This window comes from Planomonospora alba (assembly GCF_039534085.1).
Taxonomy (GTDB): Bacteria; Actinomycetota; Actinomycetes; order Streptosporangiales; family Streptosporangiaceae; genus Planomonospora_B; species Planomonospora_B alba.
In genome coordinates this window covers 1-23,056 of the sequence record NZ_BAAAUT010000082.1, presented here as the reverse complement: position 1 = coordinate 23,056, position 23,056 = coordinate 1, and the positions used below count along the sequence as shown (strand labels likewise).

Here is a 23,056-nt window from a genome sequence, read left to right as displayed (position 1 = left end):
GAAGGCCCCGGCCGCGCGGGGCGCCGGTCAGGCGGCCACCGCGGCGGGCAGCGGCCCCCGGCCGGTCAGCCATTCGATGACCCGGCGGTGACCGCGGCAGGCGTCCTCGAAGTGGCCCCAGCGCCAGTAGCGGGGCTGGTCGCGCAGTCCGGTGACCCAGGTGCGGTAGGCCACCGGAGCGCTCCCGCCGCCGGCCGCGCCCGCCCGGGCGACGCCGTAGGTGCGGATCACCACGCGGCCGCCCGGTGCGAACAGCACGTCGTCGGCCACGGGATACAGGGTCATCTGGTCCGTCATGTTCGAGCCCCCCAAGTGAGTGTGACCCGAACTCTGCCCAGACCGCCCGCTCCGTCTGTTACGCCGCAGGGGCCCGCGGGTTAACCATGGGCGCCCGGATGTAAAAACGGTGTTACACCGTCAGGCTGTCGAACTCCCCGTCCTTGACCCCGAGCACCAGCGCACGGATCTCGTCGCGGGTGTAGATCAGGGCGGGCCCGTCGGGAAAACGGGAGTTGCGGACGGCGACGCTGCCGTCCGGCAGCTCGGCGAGCTCCACGCAGTTGCCCGTCGAGTTGCTGTACCGGCTCTTGCGCCAGCGGGCCCCGGCCAGGTCCGTGGCCGGCATGCCGTTGTAGGTGTGCTTCATTTAGATCTCTCTGAGAAGGTCGCCGAGGATCTCGGCGGTGCCCCCGGGCGTGGTGCTCTCCACGCACAGCTGCTCCATGGCCGTGAGATAGGGGTCGACGTCCTCACGTTTGTCCAGGTAGAGGGCACCCCAGAGCTGCTCGACGTAGACGACGTCCGACAGGTCGGACTGGGGGAATCGCAGGATGCTGAACGCGCCGCCCTCGGCCGCGTGCATGCCGAACCGGAAGGGCATCACCTGGATGGTGATGTTGGGCAGCGTGGCCACCTCCAGCAGGTGCCGGAGCTGCTCACGCATGGTCTCCCTGCCTCCGATCGGCCGCTTCAGCGCCGCCTCGTCGATGACGGCCCACAGGCGGAGGCCGTCCTTCTTCGCCAGGCGTTCCTGCCGCTGCATGCGCATGTGCACGCGGCGCTCGATCTCGGCGTCGGGCACGTCCGGGTAGCCCAGCCGGATCACGGTGCGCGCGTAGGACGACGTCTGCAGCAGGCCGGGAACGAACTGCACCTCGTAGGTGCGGATCACGCTCGCCGCCTCCTCCAGCCCCACGTAGGTGGCGAACCAGTTCGGCAGCAGATCGCCGTACTTGTGCCACCAGCCGGGGGTGTTCGCCTCGCGGACCATCTCCAGCAGGCTGCGCCGCTCCGCGTTGTCGAGCACGCCGTACAGAGTGAGCAGGTCCTCCACGTCCCGCGTCTTGAAGCCCACGCGGCCCAGTTCCATACGGCTGATCTTGGACTCGGAGGCGCGGATGTGGAATCCGGCGGCCTCGCGGGTGAGCCCTTTCTCCTCACGCAGGCGGCGCAGGCTCGCGCCGAGCATGATGCGCCGAACGGTGGAACCGGTACCCGGCGGGTCCATGGACACGTGGTGCTCCTTGCTCGCTTCCTGATCAACAGTGTGTCACTTCGCGGCCCGGGATCTCCCCGCCCGCAGACAGGATCCCCTTTCCTTCCGGCTTACCGAATCAGGGGTAACCGTAGCGGCTGCACCCGCCTTGTGCACGTGCATCCGCTCTTGCACATGCACAGGAGTTCGGTCCATCATGATCCGTGTGCAGTCCGCCCAAACCGTGCCGGTCCGCCCCTCCTGGACGGCGCTCGACTGGTGGCCGCCCGTCGGCTGGTGGCCCGACCCGGCGCGCGACCTCCTGACCCCGCCCACCGGCTCCCCCGTGGCCGCCCCCGCCGCGGCCAGCGCCACCTTCGTGCTCCCTCCGCAGGCCGAGTCGGTCCACTGCGCGCGCAGCTTCGCGGCCGGGACGCTCGCCGGCTGGCGGCTCGACGAGCTGAGCGAGAACATGGGGCTCGTCGTCTCCGAGCTGGCCACCAACGCCCTGCGGCACGGCCTGCGGCTGGCCCCGTCCTCGCGCGGCCGCGAACCCGTCAGGCTCTCGCTGATCCGCCGGGGCGACCTGGTGGTGTGCGCGCTCAACGACCCTGGCGCGGGCACGCCGGCCCTCCGCGAGCCCTCCCCGCTCGAGATCGGCGGGCTCGGACTGCACATCGTCGAGTCGCTGAGCCTCCGCTGGGGCTGGGCACCGCTGGCTCCGTACGGCAAAATCGTCTGGGCCGTCCTACGGCCCTGACCCCGGCCGCCGCCCACCGGCCGGCCGGACCCCGGCACGCCCCCCCGACACCCTCCGCGCCGCCCGCCGGGCGGCGGAACGAGACCCCCGACCCCGGAACTCCAACCCCGAGGCCCGGGCCCGCGCGCGGGCCCGGCATCCCGGCGCGTTGACCGCGCCCTTTTGAGATAATCCGAGCCTTCCCCGAAAAAGGCGCCGCCTCTTCCCCTCTTCTGGCGCCCCACCGGTCCCGGGTCCGGCACTCCCCCGTCGCCGGACCCGGGGCCGGTGACCACCTCCGAGCGCCGCACCGCGCCCGTTCGGCCAAGCTCGTCGCGTTCTGCGTGGTGCACCCCCAGCCGGGATGTCTTCTGCATTACCGTTGAGGGCCATGGCTCACGGAGAGTCCCCACGCGAGATTCCGTAAGAGAGCTGCGAGATGGACGATCACCTGCTCGGCTGGTTGAAGACCCTCGACGAGGAAAGACTCGCCCGGATCCTGGCCAACCGGCCGGACGCCATCGCCCCTCCGTGGCCCCGCCGCCTGAGCACCCTGGCGCAGCGGCTGGGCGGCGGCTTCGCCGTGATGGAGGCCCTGCGCGGTCTCCCGCTGCCGGCGCTGGAGGTCGTGGAGGCCGCCCTGGCCCGGGGAGAGGAGGACGGCGGGTGCGACGCCGCAGGACTCGCCCGCTTCCTCGGGGTGCCGGAGGCGGAGCTGACGCCCTGGCTGGACCTGCTGGCCGACCACGCCCTGGCCTGGCCGGACGGCGAGGGCCGGATCCGGGTGCTCGGCGCGCTCGCCCGCTGGTGGACGGCCCCCTGCGGGCTCGGTGAGCCGCTCGGCCACTACCTCGACTCCTGGACGGTCAGCGCGGACGCCCTGCGGGCGCTGACCCGCGCGCTCGGCCTGCCGCCGGGCCCCAAGCGGCGCATGGTCTCCGCGGCCATGGGGGTGCTGGGGGACCCGGCCCGGGTCGCCGCCCTGCTGGACCGGGCCCCGGAGGGCACCGCCCGGATGCTGGAGGACTTCGTCTGGGACGGCCCCGTCCACCAGGTGGACGGCGGCCGGTTCGTCGTGCCGGGCTCGCCGGAGAAGTGGGCCGCCGACCACGGCCTGCTCTTCCGCACCAGCTGGAACGTGGCCGAGATGCCGAGGGAGGTGGCGCTGGCCCTGCGCGGCCCCGACTACCGCCCGCCCTTCACGCCCGAGCCGCCCGACCTCGCCACGCTGCCGGTGGACCCCGAGAGCGTGGACCATCTGATGACGCTGGCCGCCCCGCACGTGGTCGAGCGCTGCGCCGCACTGCTGGAGAACACCGCCAAGACCCCGCTGCCGCTGCTCAAGTCGGGCGGGGTCGGCGTGCGCGAGGTCCGCCGGGTGGCCAGGGAGACCGGCTGCGACGAGGACGAGACCCGGCTGCTGCTGGAGGTGTGCGCGGTGGCCCGCCTGCTGGCCTGGGACGAGTCCGCCGGCGGGCTGGTGCCCACCGACCGGTTCGACCGCTGGCGGCTGGACGACGCCCCGGCCCGGCTCCGGGTGCTGCTGGCGGCCTGGTGGCGGATGGAGCGCTCGTCGCTGCGCCGGACCGGCGGCAAGTACGGCACGCTCCTCGGCGACGACCCCGCGGGGGCCGCGGTGGCCCGGATCCGCCGGACGGTGCTCGGCATGCTGGCCCGCCTCCCGGCGGACACGGCCTGCTCCGACACCGACGGCCTGGTCCGCCTCGCCCACTGGCACGCCCCGCTCCTGGACCGGGAGCTGCTGGCCCGGTGCGCCCCGGGGGTGCTGGAGGAGGCCCGGCTGCTCGGCCTGGTCGCCCACGACGCGATCACCGACCTGGGCCGCGCCCTGGCCGCCCTGGACGGCGAGGCCGGCGGCGAGAACGACGACTCCTGCCCGCGCGTCGAGCACGACCCGGCCCTGGTGGAGTGCTCCACCCGGGCCCTGGCCGCCGTACGGCGGAGCGCCCTGTTCGGCGCGGACCTGACGGCGGTGGTGACCGGGCCGCCCTCGGCGGAGCTCGCCGAGCTGCTGGACCGGGCCGCCGACCGCGAGTCGCGCGGCACCGCCTCGGTCTGGCGCTTCTCCCCGGCGAGCGTGCGCCGCGCCCTGGACGCCGGACACCGCCCCGACGAACTGCTGGCCGACCTCGCCGAGGTGGGCGCGGTGCCCCAGCCCTTGGAGTACCTCGTGCGCGACGTGGCCAGGCGGCACGGCGAGGTCACCGTGACCACCGTCGCCTGCATCGTGCAGGCGGCGGACCCGGCGCTGCTGGCCGAGATCGCCGCCCACCGGCGGCTGGCCCGGCTGGGCCTGCGGCTGCTCGCCCCGACCGTGCTGGCCAGTCCGGTGCCCGCCGACCGCACCCTGGCCGCGCTCCGCGACAGCGGCTACGCCCCGGTGCCGGTCGAGGACGGCGGCGGGACCGGCGGTGGGATCACGGTCCGCCGGACCCGGGCCGAGGAACCGCAGGGCGGCCGGCTGATCCTGCTGCCCGGCGGGCGGGTGGCCGAGCTGGAGCAGCCCGCCCACCCGCTGGTCGAACCGGCGCCCGACCCCCGCGAGCACGCGCGGCGGCTGCTCACCGCGGACGGCGAGGACCGCAGGCCCGCCGGCCGTACCTGGGCGGTCATCGGGCGCATGGCCTCCCGGCTGCCGACCGCCCAGCAGTCCCTGCTCGGCTTCGTGGTGGACCGCGGCGTACGGGCGGCGATCACCCTGGCCGACGGGCTGACCGCCACCATCAGCCACGGCGAGCTGCGCAGCGGCGTGCTCGACGCCTGGTGCGAGGAGGCCGGGGACTATCTGGAGTTCCCGCTGGCCGACATCGTCGAGGTCCGCGGCGCCTACGCCTGAACCGCGCCCGGCCCCTCCGAACACTCTCTGATTAGATTAGCCTTGCCTAAGCGCATCGCATATGGGGAGAAAGGGGGCCCGTTGGGCACGGCCGACGAGGTCGCGGTCGCCTCGGGCGACGCGGGGACCGGCACAGGGGCCACCGCGGGGGCCGGCACAGCGCCCGGCGCGAGGACCGGCGCAGGGGCCGGCGGAGGGGACGGCGCGCAGGCGCCGCGCAGACGCGGACCCGCCCTGCTGGCCGCCGGACTGGCGGTCGGCCTGTGCGTGCTGGTCCTGCTGGTGCTGGCGGGCGTCGCGGTGGGCTCCCGCTCGGTCCCGTTCTCCACCGTGCTGGACGCGCTGACCGCCTTCGACGGCTCCACCGACCACATCGTGGTCCGGGACGTGCGCGTGCCGCGCACGCTGCTCGGCGTCGGGGTGGGCGCGGCCCTCGGCCTGGCCGGGGCGCTGATGCAGGCGCTCACCCGCAACCCGCTCGCCGACCCCGGCCTGCTCGGCGTCAACAACGGCGCCGCGCTCGGCGTCGCCGTCGCGCTGGGCCTGCTCGGCATCTCCGACCCGGCCGCCTACGTCTGGTTCGCCTTCGCCGGGGCGGCGCTCGCCGCCGTCATGGTGTACGCGCTGGGCTCGGCGGGGCGGTCCGGCGCGAGCCCGGTACGGCTGGCGCTGGCGGGCGTGGCCCTGGGCATGGTCTTCCAGGCGGCCTCCTCGGCGATCCTGCGGGCCGACAGCGCCACCTTCGACCGGATGCGGTTCTGGCTGACCGGGTCGCTGGCCGGAGCCAGCGCCGAGGTCGCCGTCCGGCTGGCGCCGTTCATGCTCGCCGGGCTGGCCCTCGGCCTGCTGCTGGCCTGGCCCCTCAACGCGCTGGCGCTGGGCGACGAGGCGGGACGCTCCCTGGGCGTGGACATCGCCCGCACCCGGGGGCTGACCGCGCTCGCCATCACCCTGCTCTGCGGCTCCGCCACCGCCGCCGTCGGGCCGCTGTGGTTCGTCGGGCTGGTCGTGCCGCACGCGGTGCGCGCCGCGTGCGGCCCCGACCAGCGCTGGCTGCTGCCGTACACCGCCGTGTTCACCCCCGTGGTGCTGCTCGGCGCCGACATCCTCGGCCGGGTCGTCGCCCGGCCCGGCGAGATCCAGGTCGGCATCATGTGGGCCCTCGTCGGCGCGCCGGTGTTCATCCTGCTCGCCCGGCGCCGGAGGCTCGCCGCCCTATGACGACCGCCCAGACCGCCCCGACCGCCCCCGGGGGACACCGCGCCATGACCGTCCTGCGTATCGGCCCCTGGTCGCTGCGGCTCTCCCCGCGCGGCCTCGGCGCCGGCGCCGCGCTCGTCGCGGCGGGCGTCGCCGTCAGCCTGGTCGCCCTGTCGACCGGCGAGTTCACCGTCCCCGTCCCCGACATCGTCGACGCGGTCCTCGGCCGGGGCACCCCGGCCGCCGAGCTCATCGTCGGCAGGCTCCGCGCGCCCCGGGTCGTGACCGGCCTGCTGGTCGGCGCGGCCTTCGGACTGAGCGGGGCGATCTTCCAGAGCCTCACCCGGAACCCGCTGGGCAGCCCCGACTTCATCGGGTTCACCGCCGGCGCCGCGACCGGCGGCATCGTCGCGGTCGTGCTGGGCGGCTCCGCCTGGCAGATCGCGGGCGGCTCGCTGCTCGGCTGCGTGGCCTGCGCGCTGCTGGTCTACGCGCTGGCGTTCCGGAACGGGGTGCAGACCCACCGGCTGATCCTCGTCGGCATCGGCGTCAGCGCGCTGCTCACCTCCGCCGACTGGTACCTGCTGACCCGCGCCAACATCAACGACGCGGCCACCGCGGGCGCCTGGCTCACCGGCAGCCTGAGCGGGCGCGGCTGGGACCACGCGCTCCCCGTGGCCGCCGCCCTGGCGCTGCTCCTGCCGGTCTGCGCGCTGGTCTCCCGCCCGCTGCGGATGATGGAGATGGGCGACGACTCCGCCCGCGCCGTCGGCATCCGGGTCGAGCCGGTGCGCGCCGCCGCCGTCACCGCGGGGGTGCTGCTGTGCGGCGTCGCCACCGCCGCCGCCGGCCCGGTGGTCTTCGTCGCGATGGCGGCCCCGCAGCTCGCCCGCAGGCTCACCCGCTCCCCCGGCGTCACCATGCTCTCCTCCGCCCTGATGGGCGCGGTCCTGCTGGTGACGGCCGACCTCGCCGCGCAGCGCCTGCTGGCGCCGACCCAGCTGCCCGTGGGGATCATGACCGCCGCGATCGGCGGCACGTACCTGGTGTTCATGCTCCGGAAGGAACGACGGTGAGACTGCACGGCAGCGGACTGACGCTCTCCTACGACGACCGCGTGATCGCCACCGGCCTGGACGTGGCGATCCCGGACGGCTCCTTCACGGTGATCATCGGGCCGAACGCGTGCGGCAAGTCCACCACGCTGCGGGCGCTGGCCCGCATGCTCAAGCCCCGCGCCGGGGCGGTCCACCTCGACGGCTCGCTGATCACCTCGCTCCCGTCCAAGGAGGTCGCCCGCCGCCTCGGCCTGCTCCCGCAGACCGCGGTGGTGCCCGAGGGCATCACCGTCGCCGACCTGGTCGGCCGGGGCCGCTACCCGCACCAGCGGCTGATGCGGCAGTGGTCGAAGGAGGACGAGACGGCGGTGGCCTCGGCCATGGCGGCGACCGGGGTGGCCGACCTGGCCGACCGGTGCGTGGACGAGCTCTCCGGCGGCCAGCGCCAGCGCGTCTGGCTGGCCATGGCGCTGGCCCAGGAGACCCCGATCCTGCTGCTGGACGAGCCGACGACCTTCCTCGACATCGCCCACCAGATCGAGGTCCTCGACCTCTGCGCCGACCTGCACGAGCAGGGCCGGACCCTGGTCGCGGTGCTGCACGACCTCAACCAGGCCTGCCGCTACGCCACCCACCTGATCGTGATGCGCGCGGGCCGGATCGTCGCCGAGGGCGATCCCGCGGAGATCGTCACCGCCGAGCTGGTCCGGGAGGTCTTCGACCTGCGCTGCGAGATCATCGCCGACCCGCAGAGCGGCACCCCGCTGATCGTCCCCGAGGCCCGCCGCCGCGCCCGCGCCACGGCCTGACCCGGCCGGCGCGGCTCCGGTCGCGCACGGCCCCGGTCCCGCGCGGTCCCGGCCGGGCCGCGGCCCGGGCCCCGGAGCGCACAGGGCGGCCCGTCCCCGCCGGCCGGGCGCCCTCCCGGGCACCCGGCCGGTCCCGCGGTCACGGAGTGAGGGTGAGCGTGTTGCGGGCGGCCCGCCGTACGGCGGGCTCGGTGAAGCGCATCGGGGTGAGCCTGCCGTCCGCCCAGAGTTCGGCCTGGTCGTCGTAGTTGGCGTGGAAGGCGTGGCCGGAGGCGCCGGTCAGGTTGATCCACTCCGACCGGTCCAGGTCGGCCAGGTCCACCACCATGCGCATCGACGGCACCCAGTTGACCTGGTATCCGGCGCCGGTGTCCCACCCGGTGGCGTTCACGGTGTCCTTGCCGCCGGAGGTGCGCAGCGGTCCCCGGTTGAACAGCCACTCGACCGGCGCGATGCCGCTGGTGCCGAAGGTCTCGTGGGTCAGGTCCAGGGTGTGCAGGTCGCCCCAGGCCCACGCCGCCGGGTCGTCGCCCAGCCGCTCGCGCAGCTCGGCGTCGGCGTCGCCCATCGCCGCCTTCAGCATGTCGTCGCGGCGCTCGGTGGCGTTCTTGGTGCGCACGTCGTCCCAGAAGGGGTCCTCGGGCGCGTCCAGGAGCGCGCGGACCACCTCGTACCAGCGGTCGTTGCCGCCGGGCCGGACGGGGCCGGTCAGCTCGTCCTCGAAGGTCCGGGCGAGCAGGTGGCGCCAGACGGCGTTGAAGTAGGCGGCCCCGGCCGAGTCGCGGCCCTGGCCGAAGTCCCAGCCCTTGAGCGTGTCGTTGGGGGCGCCGAGGCGGAGCAGGTGCGGGACGAGGACCGGGGCGAGGTTGTTGCGGTCGTCCATCAGCAGGGCGCGCATCGTCTCGGAGGTGACCTCGCCCTCGGCGGTCTCCTCCTCGATCCGCTCCACGATCCGCTGGGAGCGGTAGCCGTGCGACCAGTCCTCGGTCAGGAACAGCTCGTCGCTCGGGCGCACGACCGCGTTGTTGGCGGTGACGATGTAGCCCTCCGGCGGGTTGTAGACGGACGGCAGCTTCTCGAACGGGACGAAGCCGGTCCACTCGTGCTTCCCGGTCCAGCCGGGCACGGGCATGGTGCCGTCGCCCTGCGCGCGGACCGGGATCTTCCCGGGGGCCTGGTAGCCGATGTTCCCGGCGGTGTCGGCGTAGACCAGGTTCTGCGCGGGGGCCTCGAAGAAGGACGCGCCCTCGCGGAACTCCTCGAAGTCCGTCGCCCGGTTCATCAGCAGGATCGCGTCGGCGGTCCGGCCGGGGTCGAGCGCGGTCCAGCGCAGCGCCACCTCCAGGCCCTCGGCCTTCTCGCCCAGGCGCGCCGCGGCACCGGGCACGGCCTCGCGGGCGTCGCCGAGCACGCCGGAGACGATCGGGCCGTGCCGGGTCGTGCGGACCTTCAGCTCGACCGTCTCGCCTCCGGCCACCTCGATCCGCTCGGTGCGCACCCGCATCGGCTCCCAGGTCTCCCCGGCGAGGGCGGTGTCGCCCCGGGTGCGCTCCAGGTACAGGTCGGTGACGTCGGGGGCGAGGTTGGTGAACCCCCAGGCGATCTTGTCGTTGTGGCCGATGACGACGCCGGGCAGTCCCGCGAAGGTGTAGCCGGCCACGTCGTAGGGGCAGGCCGCGCTCTTGGTACGGCAGTGCAGCCCGGCCTGGTACCAGATCGACGGGAGCCGGGGGCCGAGGTGCGGGTCGTTGGCCAGCAGCGGCTTGCCGGTGGCGGTGTGCGCGCCGCCCACCACCCAGGAGTTGGAGCCGATCCCGGCCGGGTCGCCGCCGGCGGTCCCGAGGAGGGAGGGGGCGGCGTCCACCAGCGCCGCGACCTCGTCCAGCGCCTCGGCCGCGGCCCCCGCCTCGACCGGTCGGCCGCCCTTGGGCTCCTCGGCGGCGGGCGCGCCGGCGGTCACGATCGGCCGGTGCCGGTCGAACGGGTAGCCCGGGTAGAGCTGCGCGGCCCGCTCGGCGGGGAGCCTGGCCGCGACCAGCGCCCGGTCCAGCTCGGCCTCCATGTTGGAGCGCAGGTCCCAGGCCATGGCCTTGAGCCAGGCCAGGGAGTCGGCCGGGGTCCAGGGCTCGGGTTCGTAGCCGGCGGCGGTGAGCTTGAGCACGCCGTACTCGAGGCTCCTGGCCGCGAAACCGTCGTTCTGCTCCATCCAGGCGTTCACGCCGGCCGCGTAGTCCTCCAGCGCCTGGCGGGTCTCCGGCCTGAGGACGGCGAACTCGGCCTCGGCGGTGCGCCGCCAGCCGAGGGTCCGCACGACCTTGTCGACCTCCAGGGTCGAGGCGCCGAACAGCTCCGACAGGCGGCCCGCGGTGGTCTTGCGGCGGAAGTCCATCTCCCAGAAGCGGTCCTGGGCGTGCACGTAGCCCTGGGCCTTCAGCAGGTCGCCGGGGGTGTCGGCGTAGATGTGCGGGACGCCGTACCCGTCGCGGTGCACGGTCACGGGGGCCGCCAGGCCCGGCAGGCGGATCTCCCCGGACAGCTGGGGGAAGGAGCGGCGGACCGTCCAGACCGCCGCGGCGGCGAGCAGGAGCACCAGGACGAGGAGGACGGTGAGGGACCGGGCCGCCCAGCGGAGCGGGCGGGACAGACGGGCGAACGGAGCGATCCGCACGGAGACGACCTTTCATCGCACAAATGACGCCCTACCGATTGTGAGGAGCACTCGTGTGACTTCGGTTACCTGCAGGTAGCTTTTCGGACTCGGCGCTCCGCCTCCGGGGAGCGGGCCCGGCGCCCGCGGGAGGCGGGCGCCGGGCGGTGTCCGGCGCGGTCCGGCGGCCGGTGTCCGGCACGGTCCGGCGCGGTCCGGCGGCCGGTGTCCGGCACGGTCCGGAAGGCGCGGCTACCCCTCCAGGGCCACCCGGCGGGCCAGGCCGAGCGGCAGGCCGCCGGACCCGGCCAGGGTGTCGTGGAAGGTCCGCAGGTCGCCCCGGCCCGCGGCCAGGTAGTCGGCGCGGATGCGGTCGATCTCCAGCGCCCCGGTCAGGTAGGACGGCGCCTGGGTGGGCCAGGCGCAGTAGCGGTTGACCTCGCCCTTCGCGGTGCCCGGGGTGAGCGAGGACTTCGTGGTCATGAAGTGCTCGGCCTCCTCGATGCTCATGTCCCCGCAGTGCAGCGAGGTGTCCACGATGATGCGGGCCGCGCGGAAGAGCCGGAACTCCAGGTGCGCCAGCTCCTGGGCGGGGGTGGTGAAGTAGCCCTCCTCGCGCATGACCTTCTCCACGTACAGCGCCCAGCCCTCGGCGAAGTACGGCGTGCGGAAGAGTTTGCGGGCCCGCCGGGGGTTGCCCGCCATCCAGGACAGGTGCCAGTGGTGGCCGGGGTAGGCCTCGTGCACCGCGATGGAGGGCATCTGCGCCCGGGCGTTGGTGCGCAGCCGCTGGCGGACCTGCTCCTCGGTGAAGGACTCGGGCGTGAACGGCACGAAGAAGTGCCCGATCCGGGAGGCCGACAGCGGCGGCGGCTGCATGTAGGAGGCGACGGCGAGCACGGGCCGCTGGAACTCCGGCGACGGCACCACCCGGCACTCCTCGCCCTCGGCGAAGGTCACCAGGCCGCGCTCGCGCACGAACCGCCGGGCCCGCTCGGTCTCCGCCTCGTACTCGGCGCGCATGGCCTCCAGGGTCGGCGCGTGGTCGTCCTGGAGCGCGGTGATGGCCGCGTGCCAGTCGTCGGAGCCGCCGGTCAGGCGCCGGGCCACCTCGCGCATCTCCGCGTCGAGCTCGTCGTAGGCGGCCCGCCCGCGCTCGCGCAGCTCGCCCGCCCCGTAGCCGAGCAGCTCGCGCTCGCGCAGCAGCCGGGAGTAGAGCTCCTCGCCCATCCGCCAGCTCCCGGCGGCCTCGAACCCGTCGAGGAACTCCACCAGGGCGTCGAAGGCCGCCGCCGCGGCCGCGGCCGCCTCGGCGAGGCGGGCGCGCAGCTTCTCGTCGGCGACCAGGCCGGGGACGGTCACGGTGAGGAAGCGCCGTCCGGTCCGCGCCTGGCCGAGCCCCCGCTCGACCAGCAGCGGGGCCGCCAGCCCGGGGTCGAGGTTCGCCCGGCAGGCCGCCAGCACGCCCGGCACCTCCGCCAGCCGCGCCACGGCGGCGTCCACCAGCTCGGCCTCGGGGGCCAGCCGGTGCAGGAAGGGGCCGAACATGGAGGCGAAGACCGGGCCGACGTAGTAGGACGGGTCGCGCCGCCAGGAGGGCCAGTCCGCGTAGGCGAGCGAGCCGCGGAGCGTGGACGCGATCAGTTCGCGGTCGATGCGCTCCTCGAACCCCCCGCCCTCCGCGGCCTCCAGCCGCTCCAGCCGGCGGCGGGACTCCGCCTCGCGGGCGAGGATGCCCGCCTCGGTGAAGTCGCCGAGGGTCCGGTCCCGGCCCGGCGCACCGGCGAGGGCGGCCTGGACGGGGTTCTCGTCCAGGTACCAGTCGATGAAATCGTCGATCAACTGGGAAGAATCGGGGGAGTTGTCCGTCATGGGCGGCGAGCCTACTCCGCTCCGGTGACACCGGGGATTCACCGGACGGACGGATTGCGGCCCCGCGGCAGCCGGGGAAGCCCCGCCCGTCTCGTAAACTGCTGCTGTGGCTGACCCCAAGTTCGAGATCCAGATGCTCCACGACCGCGTCATGGTCAAGATCGAGCAGGAGTCCGAGGAACGGCGCAGCACCGCGGGCATCGTGATCCCGGCGACCGTCAAGATGGCCAACCGGCTCGTCTGGGGCCAGGTCTGCGGCGTCGGCGCCAACGCGCGCGCGGTGAAGGTCGGCGACAAGGTCCTGTTCAACCCCGAGGACCAGTACGAGGTCGAGATCCACGGCCAGACCTACCTGGTCATGCGCGAGCGCGACCTGCACGCCATCGCCACCCAGCAGACCGACAACGGCACCGGCCTCTACCTCTGACCCGCCCGGCCGCCTCCGGTCCCGCCCGGCCGCAGGCCCGCGGCGGCCCGGGCCGGGGGATCGCCGGGGGACCGCCTCCCGGCCCGCTTCCCGCGGCGCCCCGGTCCCCATCGCGCCCCGCCGGGACCGGGCGGCCCCCGCCGGGGGATCACTTGCGGGTGTAGCTGAGATAGATCTTCTTCTCCCAGTCGGCGGCGGAGAACGCGGCGAGCGTGCGCACCGGGGTCCCCTTCAGGTCGACCAGGACGGCGCGGTGGGCGCCGCCGGAGGCGAGGACCGCCACCAGGCGCCTCTCGTCCCACCAGCCCCACATGCTCTCCGGCCGGACGGCCAGCCGGGCGGCGGGCCTGCCGGTGGCCCGCTCCCAGACGCAGACGTGCTCGGTGCGGGCGGCCGGGCACCACGTCGCCAGGCGGCGGCCCGACGGGGAGAAGGCGTCCTCGCCGCCGATCGGCACGCCCGTCCCCGCCAGGGTCCGCCGGATCGAGCCGTCCAGGCCGTAGAAGCGGGTGCCGCCCCGGTATCCGGCCACGACCTCGGTGCCGTCGGGGCTCCAGTGGAAGACCGCGCTCCCGTCCAGTCCCTGCGGGCTCACCTGCCGCGCGGTCCGGGCGGTCGCGTCGACGATCACGAACCCGGTGGTCTCCCAGCGCGTGCCGGCCTTCCTCCGCACGGTCAGCACGGCCTTGTCCGCCGTGCGCGACCAGCGGGCGGAGTTGGCGACCAGGGGCTTGCGCACGGTCCGGATGCGGGTGCCCCTGCCCGTCGCGACGTCGAGGAGGACGACCGAGTCGTGGCCCGCGTCGTAGGAGGCCGGGACGGCCAGCGCCCTGGCCCCCTTCGGGGCGACGGTGATCTCGGCGTCGCCGGGCCTCTTCACGAAGGCGCCGCCCCGGCGCAGGTAGACCGCGCCCTTGAGGCTGTAGGCGGTCACCCGGGCCGGGTCGGCGGTGTCCTCGCGCACGGTCGCCGAGGTGCCGGGCAGCCGGATGTCCGCCGGCGCGGCGGTGTGCGCGGCCGGGCCGCCCGGGACGGCGGCGTGCGCGGCCAGGGGCGCCGCCGCGGTCAGCGCGGCCGCGACGGCCGCGCCGCGGAGCAGCGGGCGGATCCCGCGAGTCGCGGGCCGGGTCAGGGGCCGGGTCATGGGCACGACCGCAGCCTAGGCCGGAAGATCCTCATGATTCGAGATCTATAACGAATCGGCAGAGCGGACAAGGACCGGGCCGGCGCCGCAGGCCGGGTACGGGCCGGCGCCGCGGACCCGGTACGGGTACGGGCCGGCGCCGCGGACCGGGCGCGGGTCAGCGACGCGGACCGGCGTTCCGGCCGCCGCCGCGGGCCCGGTCCCCGGCGCGCCGGGCACCGCTCCCCCGGCCCCCGGACGCGCCCGCCCGCCGGTCGGCGGCGCGTGCCGGTCCCGCGGCGCGCTCCGTACCGGTCCCCCAGTGCGCCGGGCGGGTGAGCGACGGCGGGATCCTCGTGCCCGCGTCGCCCCTGGCCGCGTCGAGCTGCGACTGGATGAGGAAGACGCTCCCGGTGAGGTCGGCGCCCCGCAGGTCGGCGTCGCGCAGGTCGGCCCCGATGAGATCGGCCGTCCGCAGGTCCGCTCCGCGCAGGTCGGCCCCGATGAGGTAGGCCCCGCGCAGGCTGGCGCCCCGCAGGTCGGCGCCCCGCAGGTCGGCCCCGATGAGGTCGGCCCCCCTGCGCTCCTTGCGGCGGTCCTTCCTCGCGCCCGGCACCTCGGCCCGCACCAGCTCGCTCGCTCCCAGCAGCAGCTCGTTCACCCGGCTCCGGTGCCCGGCCAGGTCCACGGCCAGGACGGCGTCCGGGTCGCCGGCCGCCATGCGCGCGGTCTCGTCGCGCAGGAGGGCGAGCTCTCCGTGGAGCGGGCGGGCCGCCGGCAGCGCCAGCGCCTCGGTGAGGTACCACAGCAGCTCGTGGATCTGGCGCATGACCGCGAACACCTCGAACATCCGCCGCGCGGTGCCCGGGTTCCGCCGCCAGTCCTCGCCGTTGAAGGTGACCTGGGAGACCTGCTGCCCGGCGCCGAAGCAGTCGAAGACCGTGCAGCCGGTGAAGCCCTTCTTCCGCAGGTCGCGGTGGATGCCGCAGCGGAAGTCCTGCTGGAGGTTGGGGCAGGCCCGCCCGGCGGGCTTGTCGATGGCGAAGTCCGCCGAGGCGGCGAAGGCCGGGGCGACGCAGCACAGCGCGAAGCAGCGCTCGCAGTCGGCGCGCAGGGCGCCGGCGTCCGGGCCGCCGGGCCGGGGCGCGGTGGGCCGCTCGGAGGCGGGGTGCTCGTGTCGCTCGGGCAAGGTGCGTGGTCTTCCTGTGGCGGGGCGGCCGCGGTCAGCGGATGAGGAGTTTCTGCGCCTCGACGAGGAGGTCGAGGCCGAAGCTGAGCCGCAGGCCGAAGTAGACGATGGCGCCGGCGGTCGCGGCGGCGGTCAGGACGACCAGGCCCTTGACCGCGAGGTTCTGCCGGGACAGCCAGGCGACCCAGGCGGACAGGGTCCGCTTGCCGAACTCCAGCAGCTTGTGGGCCCAGTGGAACTCCAGGGCGAGCACCGCGAGGCCGGCGAAGACGACCGCCCAGCCGGGGCCGGGGAAGGGCACCATGACGAGCCCTGCGGCGACCAGCACGCCGCCGATCGTGCCGATGACGATCTTCAGGGTGAGGCGGCCGGTGCGGGTGGCCCGGATGGCGTCCAGCCTGCCGTGCAGGCCGGAGCGGATGGGCGAGCGTTCGGCGGCCTCGGCCTTCATCGCCTCGGCGTCGCCGGTCCCGGCCGGGCGGCCGTCCCCCGGCCCCCCGCCGTCGGTTCCGTCCGGGGTGTCCTTCACCCCGTCTGAGATCGCCACGCACTCCCCCATGCAGTCGGTTCCGTTCCAGGATAGGCGGGCGCAGGTGAGCTGCGGTCCTCCCAGCGGACGAGACCCGGCCTCGTACCCTGGGAGGGCACGGGGCCGGGCCGGTCGGCCTTTCGGTGAGAGTCCCGGCAGCGCGGATCGGTTCACCCGATCCGGCCGGTTCCTTCGGACGAGGTCTGCTCTCTCCTCTCGGGAGGCCGGGTCAGCCGGCGGTGCAGGTGACGGTGGCGGGTACCCCGTTGGCTCCGGTCCAGCTCGCGCCGAAGCCGAAGGAGGTGGAGGCGCCGGCGTTCAACCTGCCGTTCCAGCCCGCGTTCCTGACGGTGACGTCCGCCCCGGTCTGGGTGTGCTCGCCGCTCCAGAGCTGGGTGATCTTCTGGCCGTCGGGGAAGGTCCACTTCACCGTCCAGGAGGTGATCGCCGCGGTGCCGGTGTTCTTCACCGTCACCTCGCCCTGGAAGCCGCCGGGCCAGGAGTTGGCGATCCTGTAGGTCGCGGCGCAGCCGCCCTCGCCGTTCCCGCCGCCGGCGGTGGTCTTGAAGGTCACCGGGTCGGAGGGGTCGGAGGCGTTGCCCGCGGCGTCGCGGGCCACGACGTAGTAGGTGTAGGAGGTGTCGGCCGTCAGCCCGGTGAGGGTGAACGAGGTCGCGGAGGCCGAGCCGGCCTTCACGTCCGTCGCGCCGGCCTCGCGGTAGACGTCGTAGCCCTCCACGCCGACCTCGTCGGTGGAGGCCGCCCAGGTCAGGGTGGCGCCGGTCGAGGTGATCGCCGAGGCGGCGGGCGTGCCGGGCCTGGACGGCGCGGTGGTGTCGTCCGGGGGCGGGGTGGTGCCGCCGCCGGTGTCGGCGTAGACGATGCCGCGGCCGTTGGTGCCGAGGTAGACGCGGCCGTAGATCCGCGGGTCGCCGGTCAGGGCCTCGCCCATGTTGCCGTACTGGTGCCGGTCGTCGTTGACGCGGACCCAGGTGGCGCCGGTGTCGTCGGAACGGAAGACGCCGGTCACGCCGGCGATCGTGGCGACCGTGTAGACCGCCTGGTGGGAGCGGCCCTCGGCGGCCTTGCCGAAGCCGACGTTCACCGCGCTCGTGACGCCGGAGAGCTTGGTGAAGGAGGCGCCGCCGTCGGTGGAGCGGAACAGGCCGCTGGTTCCGGCGAGCCAGATGTGGCCCTCCCGGCCGGGCACGGCCTTGAACTTGACGTCGCCCTCGGCCGGCAGGCCGGTCGCGGCGGTGGCCGCGAACGTGGCGCCGCCGTCGGTGCTGGCGTAGAACCTCCCGCCGCTGAAGCCGTAGAACCTCCTGGCGTTCACCCGGTCGGACTCGACCACGGCGCCCGTCGGGATGCCGGTCGAGGCGGTCCAGCTGTTGCCGAAGCCGACGGAGTGGTGGACGGCCACGCCCTTGGGCGCCCAGACGAACCGGGAGCCGTCGGCCGCCGCCGCGACGGTGCCGCCCTCGTTGATCCCGCCCGGCTCGGTGCCCTGGAACCAGTTGGCGCCGCCGTCGGTGGAGAAGGCCACGTGGCTGTCGTTCGGCCGATCGGCGTCGGTGAAGTTGCCCGCGCGGACCATGATGTTCGGGCTGGTCTCGGCGTAGTCGAGGCTGGTGGTCGAGGTGAAGTTGGGGGCGGTGAACATCATCGCCGGGACCTTGCCCAGGTCGGTGTGGCGGAAGCCGGCGATGTCGCCGAGGGCGCTGACCAGGGGCGGGCCGCTGGGCGGGCTGATCAGGTCGAGGACCGCGGTCTCCTCCAGGCCCCTCACCATCGGCTTGATGGTGATCTTCCCTCCGTCGTCCCACTTCGTGAGGTCCTCGGTGCCGTAGATCGTGGCGCCGGTGCCGTACATCATCCGGTCGGAGTCGAACGGGTCGATCTCCAGCGACTCGGTCATCCAGCCGAGCTTGGGCGTCTCCTCCGGCGGCTGCGGGTTCGTCCCGAAGGTCAGCCACGGCGCGGAGGAGATGTCCATCGTGTAGCGCTTGGTCCGCTCGGGGTAGGCGCCCCAGTCCCAGATGCGGGTCCAGGTCGCCCCGCCGTCGGTGGAGCGGAAGAAGACCACGTCGGGCCACCAGGAGATCTGGGTGGCGACCATGATGGTGCCGGGCTTCTGCCGGTCGATCGTCAGGCCGCTGTAGCCGTAGTAGGCGTCCGGCGAGTCGGACGGGACGGGGCTGATCCGCGTCCACGCGCCGGTCTTCGTGTCGAGCTTCCACACGTCGCCCTTGCCGCCGTCGTACGGCCCGCCGGTGTCGCTGGTGGCGATGTAGAGGGTGCCGCTGGTGTGGTCCAGCACGCCCTTGTGCGCGATGTAGCCGGTCGGCTGCCCGGCGACGCGGGTCCAGGTCGCGCCGGCGTCGGAGGAGCTGTAGACCGTGTTCTCCTTGTCGGCGACGCCGACGTAGATCTTCTTCGTGGCCGCGCCGGCCGACGACGAGGCCGGGTCGAAGGTCACCCAGACCACGCCGGGCCGGTGGTTCAGGTAGCCGTTCGGGTCGGCGGGGTCCTGGGCGTAGTTCCCGGGGTTCGGGAAGCTCGCGACCTTGGCCCAGGTGGCGCCGGAGTCGGTGCTGCGCCACAGGCCGTTGCCCTCGGGCGCACCCAGGTAGAGGATCTTATTGTCGTTGGGGTCGACGGCCAGCCGCTCGCCCATGCCCCGGCCGGGCATGTTGCCGCCGAGCTTGAAGGGCAGCTCGGTGACCTTCCAGGTCTTCCCCCGGTCGGCCGAGCGCAGGATCGCGCCCTTGTTGGGATCCCAGTCGTTGGTGTACATCCCGGCGGCGACGTAGACGCGGTCGGGGTCCACCGGGTCGGTGGCCAGGCTCACCACGCCGTTGTAGCCCCACTTGTCCCAGCCGACCCAGTCGAGCAGCGGGATCCAGCTCTTGGCGGCCTGATCCCACCGGTAGGCGCCGCCGATGTCGGTGCGGGCGTAGACGAGGTTCTTCTCCTTCTGGTTGAAGATGATCCCCGGCACGAACCCGCCGCCGTCGATCCGGACGTTCTTCCACTCGTTCGTCTCGGCGGCGGCCAGGGTGGCCTGGACCGCAGTCGCCGGAGCCGCGGCCCGCGCGGTGGCCGAGGCGGCCCCGCCCGTGACGGCCGTGCCGACCGCCGCGCACGTCACCGCCGCGGCGGCGAGCACGCTGAACAGTCTTCTTCGCATGTACGGCTTCCCTCCGCAGAGCAATGGACAGACCGCCATGCACGATCAGGGAGCGGGAACCCGACCTTCGACCGCCCGCGATGCGCGTGCATGAGCGCCCGCAGGCTCACACGACCGCCCCGGGACCGTCAATAAGTTTGAACGGTCAACCAACAAAAGCCAGGTGGTGCGGGGACGCCGATGTAATTTTCACACCGTTCACGCCCCGGAGGGCTCCGGCGCGCACATGCGCGGCCCCCCGGGTCCGCCCGCCGGGCCCTTCCCGGCCTCCCCCCGCTCCGCCTCCGGCCCGACCAGCAGGCGCGAGCCCGGGCCGCGCGAGGCGAGCACGTCGTCCGGGTTGGCCAGCGCGCAGCGGTCCAGGGACAGGCAGCCGCAGCCGATGCACTCGGTCAGGCCGTCGCGCAGGCGCTGGAGCTGGCGGATCCGGTCGTCCAGCTCGCTCCGCCACAGCGCGGAGAGCCGGGCCCAGTCCTCCCGGTTCGGGGTGCGCCCGTCCGGCAGCGCGGACAGGGCGTGCTGGATCGTCCTCAGGGGGATGCCGACCCGCTGGGAGGCCCGGATGAAGGCGATCCTGCGCAGGGTGTCGCGGGTGTAGCGGCGCTGGTTGCCCGCCGTGCGGCGGCTGCGGATCAGACCCTTGGCCTCGTAGAAGTGCAGGGCCGAGACCGCGACCCCGCTGCGGGCGGCCAGCTGGCCGACGGTGAGTTCCGTGCTCTGGGACACGGGGCCCATCCTAACCCGACCTGAAGCAATATCGAGGTTTCCTCCGGGAGGGGCGGCCGGGCCCTCCGGCGCCGCGTCCGCCCGGCGGGGCCCGGGGCCGCCCGGACCCGGCGGCAGGATAGGAATGGACCCATGACGAGAGCACTGGTGCTGGGCGGCGGAGGCATCGCGGGGATCGGCTGGGAGGCCGGGATCATCACCGGTCTGCGGCGCGAGGGAGCGGACCTGGGCGAGGCGGACCTGGTGGTCGGCACGTCCGCCGGGTCGGTGGTGGGCGCGCTCGTGGCCGCCGGGGCGGACCTGGAGAGCGCGGTCGCCGCGCAGGCGGACGCGGAGCCCCGGGCGACCGTGCCCGCGGTCGACACCGCCACCGGGGAGTTCACCGTCTGGGAGCGGGACTCCGGGGTCCCGCTGGTCTCCGCGGTCGCCTCCAGCTGCGCCGTGCCCGGCGTGTTCCCGCCGGTGGAGATCAACGGGCGCCGCTACATGGACGGCGGGGTCCGCTCGACGACCAACGCCGACCTGGCCGAGGGCTGCTCCGCCGTGGTGGTCGTGGAGCCGCTGGCGCACCTCACCCCGCGCGCGGCCCTGGCGGCGGAGACCGCCGGGCTCGGCGGCGCCGAGGTCGTCCACGTGGGCCCCGACGAGGCGGCCGTCGCGGTCTTCGGCGTCGACGTCCTCGACCCGTCCCTGTGGCGCCCCGCCTTCGACGCCGGCCTCGCCCAGGCCCCGGCCGTCGCCGGGAGCGTGCGCGAGGCATGGCGCTGAACGCGCCCGTGTGGATCGTCAGCGGGCCGCCGGGCGCGGGCAAGTCGACCGTGGCCGCGGCCCTGCTGGCCCGGCTCGACCCGGTGCCCGCCCTGCTGGACAAGGACACCGCCTACGGCGGCTTCGTGGCGGCCACCCTGCGCGCCGCCGGCCGCGACCCCGGCGAGCGCGAGGGCCCCTGGTACGACGAGCACGTCAAGCGCTACGAGTACGGGGGCCTGACCGCGCTGGCCCGGCAGATCCGCTCCCACGGCTGCCCCGTCATGCTCGACGGGCCCTTCACCTCCCAGGTGCACGACGCGGACCTGTGGTCGGCCTGGGTCGCCGAGCTGGGCGGGCCCCCGGTCCACCTGGTCTGGGTGCGCTCCGACGGCCCCACCCTCCGCGCCCGCCTGGCGCGGCGCGGCCTGGCCAGGGACGCCGGCAAACTGGCCCGTTTCGACGAATACCTGCGGGTGATCCGGGTGGACGAGCCGCCGGCGGTCCCGCACACCGAGATCGACAACCGCCCCGGCGCCCCGGGCCTCGGCGAGCAGGCGGAACGGGCCGTGGCCCGGGCCCGCCGGGCCACGGCACCGGCACCGGCACGCCGCAGGACGGACCGGCCGGGCGGGTAGCGGCGGCCGGGGCGCGCCGCGGGCACAGGCGGCCGGGCCTGCGCGGCACGCCGCCGCGCCGTCCTCCGGCCGGCGACCCGCCCGGCCGGTCCGTCAGTGCTCGACCTCCCAGTCGTGCGGGCCCAGGACGTGGGCGCCGCCCCGGGGCTCGACGCAGCCCTTCTCCACCAGGACGGCGAGGCTGCTGCGCACCTTCTCCTCGGGCAGGTCCGCCACGTGGGCCACGTCCGCCGTCTCGGCGACGCGGCCGTCCACGGCGAGATAGGCCACCGCCTCGTAGACGGTCATGTCGTCGAGTGACAGGGTCTGCACGTCGCGGGCATCGTGCCGCATGGCCGTACCTCCTTCAAGAACAACCGCCGGCTCCGGGGCGACCGGCCGGGTCCGTCCGCCTCCCGCGGACGCGGGAGGCGGACGGCTCAGCGCTGCCGGGCGCCCTCGCGCAGCCGCTCGGGATCGACCTGGCGCTCGGGGTGGCGGCGGAGGTACTCCTCCTCGAGCTCCTCGGTCCGCGTGGTGTGGTTGGCGAGCGCGTCGGCGGAGCCGTGCAGGAACGTGTCCGTGCGGGTCGCGTGGAGCTGGCGCAGCTCGCGCACCAGGTCGTCCTCGGGCAGGTCCTTAGGATCGATTCCCATCGTCATGGGATCCGCCTACCCCGCCAGGGCGGCTCCTCACCTCCGCCCCGGCGCGCGGGGCGGTACGGCTCATATTGGAACGGTTCCACGAAAATGAGTCAGATTTCATGACATGTTCTCATTGCGGCCATACCGGGAGGGCCTTACCTTCCCGGTATGGATCTAGAGCTCCGACACCTCAGGATCGTGCGCGCGGTCGCCGAGGCCGGGAGCGTCACCAAGGCGGCCACCCACCTCGGGCTGGCCCAGCCTGCGCTGACCGCGCAGCTCAAGCGGATCGAGCGGGTGCTGGGAGGCACCCTCTTCGACCGCGACCACAACGGCGCCAGACCCACGCCCCTCGGAGAGCTGGTGCTGGCCCGGGCGCGGGTGCTGCTGCCCGCCGCCCGGGAGCTCCAGGAGGAGGCCGTGCGGTTCGCCAACGCCGGCGGGGGGATCCCCCGCTACCGCCTCGGCGCCACCAACGGACCGATCCTGGGAGGGCTGGTGGACCGGCTCATGACCGCATGGCCGTCGACACCGGTGACGACCTACACCTCCTGGTCGGCCAGGGAGCTGAACACGATGCTCACCACCGGCCGGCTGGACTTCGCGATCATCGGCGCCTGCGGGGACAGCCCGCCGCCGGTGGACGGGCCCGTCACCTGGGTGACCGTCGCGGTGGACCCGGTCTTCGTGATGCTCAGCGACGACCACCCGCTGGCGGGCCGGAGGGAGGTGGAGCTGGGCGAACTGGCCGACGAGGAGTGGGCGGCCGCTCCCGGGGACGGCTGCTTCGGCGACTGCTTCGCCGCGGCCTGCGCCCGGGCCGGGTTCACGCCGAAGACCGTCTACGAGAGCGACGTGAACACGTGCATCCACCTGGCCATGATCGGCCGCGCCCTCGCGCTCTGCCAGGCGACCTTCCAGCCCGCCGTGGGACTGGGGCTGATGCCGCTGGCCGGGGCCCCGCTGCGCTGGCGGCACCTGCTCGGCTGGCACCCGGAGTCGCCCGTCGCCCGGGTCGCCCCGCTCATCGCCGAGCACGCCCGGGCCGCCCATGCCGACGCCGTACGGCGGAGCAGGCGGTACGCCGACTGGCTGGCCGGCTCCTCCGGCCTCCTCCCGCAGGACCCCGACGCCGCCCCTCAGGTCCTCGGCACCCCCTCGTGACCCCGCCCGGTCGCGGGCCCGCCGACCACCGCGGGCCCACCGCC

21 protein-coding genes are annotated in these 23,056 nt (G+C 74.6%); 9 read left to right on the top strand and 12 right to left on the bottom strand.

Translation table 11 applies throughout. The features are described from left to right. Positions 1-27 precede the first annotated feature (27 nt). The 3 genes from ABD823_RS31635 to ABD823_RS31625 all read right to left on the bottom strand — a co-directional run bounded on the left by ABD823_RS31635 (position 28) and on the right by ABD823_RS31625 (position 1,507). Positions 28-285 (bottom strand): hypothetical protein, encoded by a 258-nt coding sequence (locus ABD823_RS31635; protein WP_344866089.1) that lies wholly within the window; start codon positions 283-285, stop codon positions 28-30. Positions 286-409: 124 nt separating this feature from the next. Beyond that, positions 410-646: a DUF397 domain-containing protein gene (locus ABD823_RS31630; protein ID WP_344866087.1), complete on the bottom strand. Its 237-nt coding sequence runs from the start codon at positions 644-646 to the stop codon at positions 410-412. Beyond that, entirely contained in the window at positions 647-1,507 is an 861-nt protein-coding gene (locus tag ABD823_RS31625; RefSeq protein WP_425566690.1) for a helix-turn-helix domain-containing protein, read from the bottom strand. Positions 1,508-1,691: 184 nt separating this feature from the next. Between ABD823_RS31625 and ABD823_RS31620 the strand changes: the two genes are divergently transcribed. The 5 genes from ABD823_RS31620 (at position 1,692) to ABD823_RS31600 (ending at position 8,137) form a co-directional block, all read left to right on the top strand. Beyond that, complete coding sequence (locus tag ABD823_RS31620) at positions 1,692-2,234, top strand: ATP-binding protein (protein ID WP_344866085.1); 543 nt, start codon at positions 1,692-1,694, stop codon at positions 2,232-2,234. Positions 2,235-2,652: 418 nt separating this feature from the next. Next, positions 2,653-5,070, top strand: a complete 2,418-nt coding sequence (locus ABD823_RS31615; RefSeq protein ID WP_344866083.1) for a helicase-associated domain-containing protein — start codon at positions 2,653-2,655, stop codon at positions 5,068-5,070. Between the two features lie 81 nt (positions 5,071-5,151). Then, positions 5,152-6,291, top strand: a complete 1,140-nt coding sequence (locus ABD823_RS31610; protein WP_344866081.1) for a FecCD family ABC transporter permease — start codon at positions 5,152-5,154, stop codon at positions 6,289-6,291. Positions 6,292-6,335: 44 nt separating this feature from the next. Continuing rightward, positions 6,336-7,346: a FecCD family ABC transporter permease gene (locus ABD823_RS31605; RefSeq protein ID WP_344866079.1), complete on the top strand. Its 1,011-nt coding sequence runs from the start codon at positions 6,336-6,338 to the stop codon at positions 7,344-7,346. Further along, a complete protein-coding gene (locus ABD823_RS31600) occupies positions 7,343-8,137 on the top strand; it encodes an ABC transporter ATP-binding protein (protein ID WP_344866077.1) in 795 nt (264 codons plus the stop codon). The genes ABD823_RS31605 and ABD823_RS31600 overlap by 4 nt, the downstream gene beginning before the upstream one ends. A gap of 139 nt (positions 8,138-8,276) precedes the next feature. Here the strand turns inward: ABD823_RS31600 and ABD823_RS31595 are convergent, their stop codons facing one another. Both ABD823_RS31595 and ABD823_RS31590 read right to left on the bottom strand, forming a co-directional pair. After that, complete coding sequence (locus ABD823_RS31595; RefSeq protein WP_344866074.1) at positions 8,277-10,805, bottom strand: penicillin acylase family protein; 2,529 nt, start codon at positions 10,803-10,805, stop codon at positions 8,277-8,279. Positions 10,806-11,036: 231 nt separating this feature from the next. Continuing rightward, a complete protein-coding gene (locus ABD823_RS31590; protein WP_344866072.1) occupies positions 11,037-12,656 on the bottom strand; it encodes a DUF885 domain-containing protein in 1,620 nt (539 codons plus the stop codon). Positions 12,657-12,762: 106 nt separating this feature from the next. On the opposite strand from ABD823_RS31590, the gene ABD823_RS31585 reads away from it, so the two are divergent. Next, entirely contained in the window at positions 12,763-13,083 is a 321-nt protein-coding gene (locus ABD823_RS31585) for a GroES family chaperonin (RefSeq protein WP_344866070.1), read from the top strand. A gap of 148 nt (positions 13,084-13,231) precedes the next feature. Here ABD823_RS31585 and ABD823_RS31580 read toward each other — a convergent pair whose 3' ends face one another. From ABD823_RS31580 to soxR, 5 genes are all read right to left on the bottom strand, one after another. Next, positions 13,232-14,227, bottom strand: coding sequence for a hypothetical protein (locus tag ABD823_RS31580; protein WP_344866068.1), 996 nt, complete (start codon positions 14,225-14,227; stop codon positions 13,232-13,234). A 157-nt stretch (positions 14,228-14,384) separates the two neighbouring features. Continuing rightward, entirely contained in the window at positions 14,385-15,395 is a 1,011-nt protein-coding gene (locus tag ABD823_RS31575) for a pentapeptide repeat-containing protein (RefSeq protein WP_344866066.1), read from the bottom strand. 34 nt (positions 15,396-15,429) lie between these two features. After that, positions 15,430-15,942, bottom strand: coding sequence for a TIGR02611 family protein (locus ABD823_RS31570; protein ID WP_344866064.1), 513 nt, complete (start codon positions 15,940-15,942; stop codon positions 15,430-15,432). A gap of 211 nt (positions 15,943-16,153) precedes the next feature. Beyond that, a complete protein-coding gene (locus tag ABD823_RS31565) occupies positions 16,154-19,114 on the bottom strand; it encodes a cellulose binding domain-containing protein (RefSeq protein WP_344866062.1) in 2,961 nt (986 codons plus the stop codon). A 198-nt stretch (positions 19,115-19,312) separates the two neighbouring features. Beyond that, positions 19,313-19,849 (bottom strand): redox-sensitive transcriptional activator SoxR, encoded by a 537-nt coding sequence (gene soxR / locus ABD823_RS31560; RefSeq protein ID WP_344866060.1) that lies wholly within the window; start codon positions 19,847-19,849, stop codon positions 19,313-19,315. 123 nt (positions 19,850-19,972) lie between these two features. On the opposite strand from soxR, the gene ABD823_RS31555 reads away from it, so the two are divergent. Both ABD823_RS31555 and ABD823_RS31550 read left to right on the top strand, forming a co-directional pair. Next, positions 19,973-20,608 carry a patatin-like phospholipase family protein gene (locus ABD823_RS31555; RefSeq protein WP_344866058.1) on the top strand — a complete coding sequence of 212 codons (636 nt, stop codon included), beginning with the start codon at positions 19,973-19,975 and terminating at the stop codon, positions 20,606-20,608. Continuing rightward, complete coding sequence (locus ABD823_RS31550) at positions 20,599-21,225, top strand: P-loop nucleotide/nucleoside kinase family protein (protein WP_344866056.1); 627 nt, start codon at positions 20,599-20,601, stop codon at positions 21,223-21,225. Before ABD823_RS31555 ends, ABD823_RS31550 begins: the two co-directional genes overlap by 10 nt. A 93-nt stretch (positions 21,226-21,318) precedes the next feature. On the opposite strand, the gene ABD823_RS31545 is transcribed toward ABD823_RS31550, so the two are convergent. After that, positions 21,319-21,558 carry a hypothetical protein gene (locus tag ABD823_RS31545; protein ID WP_344866054.1) on the bottom strand — a complete coding sequence of 80 codons (240 nt, stop codon included), beginning with the start codon at positions 21,556-21,558 and terminating at the stop codon, positions 21,319-21,321. Between the two features lie 86 nt (positions 21,559-21,644). Further along, on the bottom strand, positions 21,645-21,860 hold the full coding sequence (locus ABD823_RS31540; RefSeq protein ID WP_344866052.1) for a DUF6158 family protein: 216 nt from the start codon (positions 21,858-21,860) through the stop codon (positions 21,645-21,647). Positions 21,861-22,016: 156 nt separating this feature from the next. On the opposite strand from ABD823_RS31540, the gene ABD823_RS31535 reads away from it, so the two are divergent. Further along, on the top strand, positions 22,017-23,012 hold the full coding sequence (locus tag ABD823_RS31535) for a LysR family transcriptional regulator (protein ID WP_344866050.1): 996 nt from the start codon (positions 22,017-22,019) through the stop codon (positions 23,010-23,012). Positions 23,013-23,056 lie beyond the last annotated feature (44 nt).